Origin of the sequence: Kitasatospora sp. NPDC093558, from assembly GCF_040683475.1 — a bacterium.
GTDB lineage: Bacteria > Actinomycetota > Actinomycetes > Streptomycetales > Streptomycetaceae > Kitasatospora.
Genome location: NZ_JBFBDY010000029.1, coordinates 23,468 through 30,016, shown reverse-complemented (window position 1 = coordinate 30,016; position 6,549 = coordinate 23,468). Strand labels below are relative to the sequence as shown.

Here is a 6,549-nt window from a genome sequence, read left to right as displayed (position 1 = left end):
GGTGGGGCCCGTCGAGCCGCGCACTGGCCCCCCAACAAACCCCCAGGGGGGGGGGCCCTGCTTATTAATGGACGGCCCGGGGGGGCCCCACCCCCCCCGAGGCCTGAGGTGTACCCGGGACGCTTGCTAGTGCACTAGAGCCGGATCTCCAGGACCTGGCCGACCCACACGCCGTTCGGCTGCTCGACCTCGAAGGCCTCGGTCTCGGTGAAGCCGAGGGCCCGGTACTGGCCGACCAGCTTGCGGTCGTTGCCGCCGTAGCAGTCCACCCGGAGCAGGCCGATGCCGCGGCGGCGGGCCTCGTCGAGCGCGTCGGCGATCAGCGCGGCGCCGATGCCCGAGCCCTTGCGGGTGCGGTCGGTCACCAGGTTGCGGACGTACAGCTCGCGCTCGTCGACGGCGGGGATGTACTGCCCGCGCTCCTCGGACAGGACGCACGCGCCGACGGTGCGGCCCTCGTCGTCCACCGCGAGGCGCATCAGGAAGGGCTCGCGGCCGTACTTCTCGACGTGCTCCACCCGGGCCGGGATGGTGGAGAAGGGCTGGTCGCCCCACTGGCCGGTGCGGCCCTGGCCGGCCAGCCAGGCCACGGCGCCGTCGAGCAGGGCGAGCATGTCGGGCACGTCTTCGGGGCCCCCGTTGCGGATCTTCATGGAAAAAGTTCTAGTGCAGACGGGCGCGCGGCGGAAGAGTAGGACCATGAGGTTGTTCGTGGCGGTGCTCCCGCCGGTCGAGGCGTTGCAAGGGCTCTCCGACGCGGTGGCGCCGGTGCGCGGGCTGCCGGGGGCGGACCGGCTGCGCTGGACCACCGTCGAGGGCTGGCACCTGACCCTGGCCTTCCTCGGCCAGGTGTCGGAGGACCGGCTGCCCGAGCTGGAGGCGGCCCTGGCCGCGGTCGCCCAGGCCCACCCGGCGCACCGGCTGCGGATCGCCGGCGGCGGACGCTTCGGCGACCGGGTGCTGTGGGCCGGGGCCGAGGGGCAGACGTGGGCGCTGCGGCGGCTCGCCGAGGCCGTGTACGAGGCCACCGCGGACATCACCGGCGAGGTGGACGCGTTCAGCTTCCACCCGCACGTGACGCTGGCCAGGGCCGGCTCGTCGCGCGGGCACCGGCGGGCCGTCCAGCGGGTCGCGGCGGCCGAGCTGGAGGGGCTGGCCGTGGCGCTGGCCGACTACCGGGGGCCGGAGTGGGAGGCCGCCGAGCTGCACCTCATGAAGAGCGAGCTGTCCGGCGGCTTCCCGCACTACGAGACCGTGCGGGCCTGGCCGTTGGCGCGCTGGGCGGTCGACTGATCACGGCTGGTGTGTGGTGCGGTGGCCGCGAGCCGTGATCGCGGCTGGTGTGTGGCGCGGTGGCCGCGAACCGTGATCACGGCGGGTGTGTCGTGTGGCGTCCGCAAACCGTGATCACGGCCAGGCGCGCATCGCGGCGGTCGCGACCTGTTCGAGCTCGGCGCGGCTCGCGCCGTCGCGGGCGCGCAGCGTCATGCCCTGGACGACGGTCGCGGTGAACTGCGCCAGCTCCGCCGCGTCTGTCCCGGCGGGCGCCAGGCCGGCGGCGATGTCGGCGCGGATCCGGGACTCGAGGGCGCGCACGTTGGCCTCGCGCTGCTCACGGACGGCCTGCACGATCTCCGGCGAGGTGCAGTTGACCGTCGAGCCGACCAGCAGGCAGCCCCACGGGTGCTCGGGGTCGGTGAGCAGGGCGGCGGCGGCGCGCAGCATCCGCTCGACGCCCGCCCTGGCGGTCGGCTCCTCCGCGAACGCGCGCGTCGCGTAGACGCCGTACGTCTCCTGGTAGCGGGCCACGACCTCCGCGAAGAGCGTTTGCTTGTCGCCGAAGGCCGCGTACAGGCTCGGCGGGCGGATGCCCATGGCGGCCGTGAGGTCGGCGACCGAGGTGGCCTCGTAGCCGCGCTCCCAGAACAGCCGCAGGGCCTGTTCGAGGGCGGCCTCGCGGTCGAAGGAGCGGGGGCGTCCCCGCGTCGTGCTGGTCATGGCCCGATTTTATATCGACCACTACAGAAGGCGTGCTACGGTTTCTTTCGTTAGCGATCGCTACAGAAATGTGCTCGGGAGAAGCGAGGGGGCGTGGCCATGGGCGCGCTGGTGGGGAAGACGGCACTGGTGACGGGCGGCAGCCGGGGCATCGGGCGGGGCATCGCCGAACGGCTCGGCCGGGACGGCGCGCTGGTCGCGGTGCACTACGGCCGCAACGGGGAGGCCGCCGAGGAGGTCGTGAAGACGATCGGGGCGGAGGGCGGACGGGCCTTCGCGATCGGCGCCGAGTTGGGTGTCCCGGGGGACGCCGAGGCGCTGTGGGAGGCCTTCGACCAGGGGCTGGCTGCGTACGCGGCCGAGCACGGGGACGGGCACGGCGGGGGAGCGGCGGGGCTGGACGTCCTGGTCAACAATGCGGGCATGGGCCTGTTCGGGCGTGCCCACGAGGTGGACGAGGCCGGGTACGACGAGGTGTTCGCGGTGAACGCGAAGGCGCCGTTCTTCGTCGTCCAGCGGGGCCTGGAGCGCCTGCGGGACGGCGGGCGGATCGTCAATGTCTCGTCCGCCGTCACCCGGGTGGCCTTCCCCGCGGCCATCGCCTACGCGATGACCAAGGGCGCGCTGGAGGCCTTCACGCTGGCCCTGGCCGAGGAGCTCGGGCCCCGCGGGATCACGGTGAACTCGGTGCGGCCCGGCGTCGTCCCGACCGACATCAACCCGTGGCTGGACGACCTGGCGGCGCAGGAGCGGACGGCCGGCCTCTCGGCGCTGAAGCGGCTCGCCGAGGTGTCCGACATCGCCGACATCGTGGCCTTCCTGGCCTCCGCCGACTCGCGGTGGGTCACCGGCCAGAACCTCGACGCCACCGGCGGGGCCGGACTCGGCGTCTAGCCGGGGGTGAGCCGGAGGTACGCTCGTTGACCGTGGATCCCAAGACTCGCATGCGCATCGTGACCGGCACCCTGGTGCTCCTGCTGGTCGTCGTACTGATCAGCTCGCTGGTCAACCGGTAGCGGCGGTACTTCGGCGGCACCAACGAGAAGGCGGCAGCAACGAGAAGAGGGCCACCGCACGCGTGCGGTGGCCCTCTCCCGTAGGTCGATCAGGTGCTCAGAGCGCCTCGACCACGTAGTCGATGCACTGCGTGAGCGCCTCGACGTCCGCCGGGTCGATCGCCGGGAACATCGCGATGCGCAGCTGGTTGCGGCCGAGCTTGCGGTACGGCTCGGTGTCCACGATGCCGTTGGCACGCAGTGCCTTGGCGACCGCGGCGGCGTCCACCGACTCGTCGAAGTCGATCGTGCCGACCACCTGCGAGCGCTCGGCCGGGTTCGCGACGAACGGGGTCGCGTAGGAGGACTTCTCGGCCCACCCGTACAGGCGGGACGAGGAATCAGCCGTACGGGCGACGGCCCAGTCGAGCCCGCCGTTGCCGTTCAGCCATTCCAGCTGGTCGGCCAGCAGGAACAGCGTGGAGAGCGACGGGGTGTTGTACGTCTGGTCCTTCGACGAGTTGTCGATGGCCGTCGGCAGCGAGAAGAACGGCGGGATGTAGCGGCCGGACGCGGCGATCTCGGCGGCGCGCTCCAGGGCGGCCGGGGAGAAGGTGGCCAGCCACAGGCCGCCCTCGGAGGCGAAGGACTTCTGCGGGGCGAAGTAGTAGACGTCCGTCTCGGTGATGTCCACCGGCAGGCCGCCGGCGCCCGAGGTGGCGTCCACCAGCACCAGCGAGCCCTCGTCCGCGCCCACCGGGCGCTTGATCGGCATCGCGACACCGGTCGAGGTCTCGTTGTGGGTGAGCCCGTAGACGTCCACGCCGGCCTCGGCGACCGGCAGCGGGTGGGTGCCCGGGGCGGTCTTGATCACGCTCGGCTCGGCCAGCCACGGCGCGGCCTTGACCGAGGAGGCGAACTTCGAGGAGAACTCGCCGAAGTCCAGGTGCTGGGACTTCTCCCGCACCAGGCCGAAGGCGGCGATGTCCCAGAACGCGGTGGAGCCGCCGTTGCCGAGCACCACCTCGTAACCCTCGGGCAGCGAGAACAGGCTGCTCACGCCCTCGCGTACGCGCTTGACCAGGTTCTTCACCGGGGCCTGGCGGTGCGAGGTGCCGAGCAGGGAGGTCTGGGTGGCGGCGAGGGCACTCAGGGCCTCGGGGCGCACCTTGGACGGTCCGCAGCCGAAACGGCCGTCTGCGGGCTTGATGTCAGCGGGGATCTGGATCTGAGCCACGCGCCGCAGCCTACCGGCCGGGGCGCGGGCGGGGATACGGTCGTCCGCGTCCTGAGACTGTGATCTTGACTGCTCCCGGACATGCCACAGCGGGCCCGGCCGGGGCCGGACCCGCTGGTCAGGAACGGTGCGTCAGGAAGACGTCCGGGGCGCGTCAGTGCGCGATGGCGTCCCAGCCCTCGATCGCCTCGGGCCGACGTGCGCCGGGGCCGATGTAGCGCGCGGAGGGGCGCACGAGACGGCCCGTGCGCTTCTGCTCCAGGATGTGCGCCGACCAGCCGGCCGTGCGCGCGCAGGTGAACATCGAGGTGAACATGTGCGCCGGGACCTCGGCGAAGTCCAGCATGATGGCGGCCCAGAACTCGACGTTGGTGGCGAGGACGCGGTCCGGGCGGCGGTTGTGCAGCTCCTCCAGCGCGGCCTTCTCCAGCGCCTCGGCGACCTCGAAGCGCGGCGCGCCGAGCTCCTTGGCGGTGCGGCGCAGCACGCGGGCGCGGGGGTCCTCGGCGCGGTAGACGCGGTGGCCGAAGCCCATCAGGCGCTCGCCCTTGTCCAGCGCGTTCTTGACCCACTTGACGGCGTCGCCGGTGCGCTCGATCTCCTCGATCATGCCGAGCACGCGGGAGGGCGCGCCGCCGTGCAGCGGGCCGGACATCGCGCCGACCGCGCCGGACAGCGCGGCGGCGACGTCGGCGCCGGTGGAGGCGATGACGCGGGCGGTGAAGGTGGAGGCGTTCATGCCGTGCTCGGCGGCCGAGGTCCAGTACGCGTCGACGGCCTTGACGTGCTTCGGGTCCGGCTCGCCGCGCCAGCGGATCATGAACCGCTCGACGACCGTCTCGGCCTTGTCGATCTCGCTCTGCGGGACCATCGGCAGGCCCTGGCCGCGGGCCGACTGGGCGACGTAGGAGAGCGCCATGACGGCGGCGCGGGCGAGGTCGTCGCGCGCCTGCTCGGCGGAGATGTCGAGCAGCGGCTTGAGGCCCCACACCGGGGCGAGCATGGCGAGCGCGGACTGGACGTCGACCCGGATGTCGCCGGAGTGCACCGGGATCGGGAAGGGCTCGGCGGCCGGCAGGCCGGGGTTGAACTTGCCGTCCACCAGCAGGCCCCAGACGTGGCCGAAGGAGACCTTGCCGACCAGGTCGTCGATGTCGACACCGCGGTAGCGGAGGGCGCCGCCCTCCCGGTCGGGCTCCGCGATCTCGCTCTCGAACGCGACGACTCCCTCAAGCCCGGGTACGAAGTCGGACATGCGACGGCTCCTTCAGTTCTGCGATCGGCACTCCGCCGTGGTGGGGCGGCACGCCAGTGACCGAATGGTGGTTGGCACTCGGTGCCAGAGTGGCAGGCACGGGGTGCATTGCGCCATACACCACCGTGGTGATGTTTCCCGCGGGCCCGCTTGACGTCGCGCCGAGGGTCGGTCGTGCCCGGGAAATCTCCGGAACCGAAAGCCGTGTTCCGGACAATTCACCGTACGACGGGCGGCCAAGCGGTGGCGAGTCACCTTATCTCCCACCGGGGTTTGTCTCGAGGTAGCGGTGCCGGTTGCTTGTCGTACGGGATGATGTTGGCGTGCAGACCCCGGAACGCGCCCAGTCGACGCCCCTGAGCCCCGCCACCCGGAACCTGGCCGACGAGGCCCGGCCGGGCCCGGACCTCACGGTGATGCGCAAGCACTACACCCACGAGGGCCTGGTCGAGGAGCAGCTCGCGCCCGACCCGATCGGCCAGTTCACCCGCTGGTTCCACGAGGCGGACGACGCCGGGGTGGTCGAGCCCAACGCCATGGTGCTCTCCACCGCCGACGCCGAGGGGCGGCCCAGCTCGCGCACCGTCCTGCTCAAGGGCTACGACGCGCGCGGCTTCGTCTTCTTCACCAACTACGGCTCCACCAAGGGCTCGGAGCTCGCGGCCAACCCGCACGCGGCCCTGCTCTTCCCGTGGATCGCACTCGCCCGCCAGGTCATCGTCCAGGGCCGGGTCGAGAAGGTCGGCCGCGACGAGACCGCCGCCTACTTCCGCACCCGCCCGCACGGCTCCCAGCTCGGCGCCTGGGCCAGCGAGCAGTCCAGCCCGGTCGCCGGCCGCGAGGTCCTCGAACAGCGCTACGCCGAACTGGAACGCCGCTACCCCGAGGGCGAGGGCGTCCCCGTCCCGCCTTTCTGGGGCGGCTACCGGGTGATCCCCGAGGCCGTCGAGTTCTGGCAGGGCCGCGAGAACCGCCTCCACGACCGCCTCCGCTACCTCACCGACCCCGCCACCCCCACCGGCTGGCGCGTCGAACGCCTCTGCCCGTAGGGCGGGGAACGGGGA

General features: G+C 72.4%; 7 protein-coding genes. 3 read left to right on the top strand and 4 right to left on the bottom strand.

Annotated features, from left to right (window positions below):
- Positions 1-134 precede the first annotated feature (134 nt).
- Positions 135-653: a GNAT family N-acetyltransferase gene (locus tag AB0O00_RS05800; protein WP_363648840.1), complete on the bottom strand. Its 519-nt coding sequence runs from the start codon at positions 651-653 to the stop codon at positions 135-137.
- Positions 654-699: 46 nt separating this feature from the next.
- On the opposite strand from AB0O00_RS05800, the gene thpR reads away from it, so the two are divergent.
- Positions 700-1,293: an RNA 2',3'-cyclic phosphodiesterase gene (gene thpR / locus AB0O00_RS05795; RefSeq protein ID WP_363648839.1), complete on the top strand. Its 594-nt coding sequence runs from the start codon at positions 700-702 to the stop codon at positions 1,291-1,293.
- A gap of 114 nt (positions 1,294-1,407) precedes the next feature.
- On the opposite strand, the gene AB0O00_RS05790 is transcribed toward thpR, so the two are convergent.
- On the bottom strand, positions 1,408-1,998 hold the full coding sequence (locus AB0O00_RS05790; protein WP_363648838.1) for a TetR/AcrR family transcriptional regulator: 591 nt from the start codon (positions 1,996-1,998) through the stop codon (positions 1,408-1,410).
- Positions 1,999-2,097: 99 nt separating this feature from the next.
- On the opposite strand from AB0O00_RS05790, the gene AB0O00_RS05785 reads away from it, so the two are divergent.
- Positions 2,098-2,892, top strand: coding sequence for an SDR family oxidoreductase (locus tag AB0O00_RS05785; protein ID WP_363648837.1), 795 nt, complete (start codon positions 2,098-2,100; stop codon positions 2,890-2,892).
- Positions 2,893-3,111: 219 nt separating this feature from the next.
- Here AB0O00_RS05785 and serC read toward each other — a convergent pair whose 3' ends face one another.
- Positions 3,112-4,230, bottom strand: a complete 1,119-nt coding sequence (serC, locus tag AB0O00_RS05780; RefSeq protein ID WP_363648836.1) for a phosphoserine transaminase — start codon at positions 4,228-4,230, stop codon at positions 3,112-3,114.
- Between the two features lie 154 nt (positions 4,231-4,384).
- Complete coding sequence (locus tag AB0O00_RS05775) at positions 4,385-5,485, bottom strand: citrate synthase 2 (RefSeq protein WP_363648835.1); 1,101 nt, start codon at positions 5,483-5,485, stop codon at positions 4,385-4,387.
- 416 nt (positions 5,486-5,901) lie between these two features.
- On the opposite strand from AB0O00_RS05775, the gene pdxH reads away from it, so the two are divergent.
- Positions 5,902-6,534, top strand: coding sequence for a pyridoxamine 5'-phosphate oxidase (gene pdxH / locus AB0O00_RS05770; protein WP_363648844.1), 633 nt, complete (start codon positions 5,902-5,904; stop codon positions 6,532-6,534).
- Positions 6,535-6,549 lie beyond the last annotated feature (15 nt).